Annotated in this window: 1 protein-coding gene and 1 pseudogene; both read right to left on the bottom strand. The window is 37.7% G+C overall.

The genetic code is table 11. The features are described from left to right. Nucleotides 1-124 (bottom strand): Fur-regulated basic protein FbpA (locus AC1DRF_RS30090; protein ID WP_477742584.1); only part of this gene is annotated, 124 nt, incomplete at its 3' end. 226 nt (nucleotides 125-350) lie between these two features. Next, nucleotides 351-876, bottom strand: a pseudogene (locus tag AC1DRF_RS30085) (sodium:solute symporter family protein); the annotation flags it as partial.

Below are 876 nucleotides of genomic sequence, written 5' to 3'. Positions count from 1 at the left end.
GTTCTAGTTCACTTAAATTCAATTCGTACAAATGTCTCCCGTCTTCTGCTTTAAAGTAACCCGATTCAATAATTTGATTCATTAAAAGATCTTTCTTTTGCTCAAATGCTTTTTCAGATGTCATGTTATCATCTCCTTTTTTAAGTGAATATCTTTCATAGAAAAGACGTACACCCCTTGTGGTATACGTCTTGTTGCTTTTCACACTCGTTACCTATGTTTAAAAACAACGCAATCGTTACATTTTATCGAGAAGGCTGCTTATGTCTTGCAGCCATATTGAACATTTTGGTGATGCACTACTTTTATACCCTTCATGGTGTTCTTAAAACGCAATTGGAAAAAGATTTTCACAAAATTTGTTTTCCATCTACTGTCCCGCTTTCAAAATGCGGCTGCGCGGCGATTTTTTTCGTTGCTAAACTGACCACCATTAATACAACTAAATTAATAAACAAAGAAATAACGCCGACATTTGTATCTTTAATGATTTGTGGCAACGCAGGAAACAACGTGCCAAGCGTTGTTTCAGTAATCGTTATATACATCACAGACGCAATGCCGGCAATAATACCTGCACATGCCCCGTATTTAGTCACGATATTGTTTTTCATTAAACTAAAAATAAAAGCAGGAAACAGCTGCGTCACAATGCTGTAGCCCATTAGTAAAAGCGTTACAATCGTATTCCCTCCATGAAGTGTAAAATAGACTGAAACAAGCGCAATGACCGGTACAAAGCATTTAGCCAGTATCGAAATTTGTTTGCCCGTCGCTGAAGGAACAAGAACGCCATAAACGTTTTTGGATAGTGACGTAGAAGCTGCCATCAAAAGCATCGATCCAGGTACAAGTGCTGTTAATAAACCTTGTACC

The organism is Priestia sp. P5_B4, assembly GCF_056400385.1.
The sequence above is the reverse complement of the archived record's forward strand: the minus strand, read 5'-3'. Positions and strand labels throughout refer to the sequence as shown.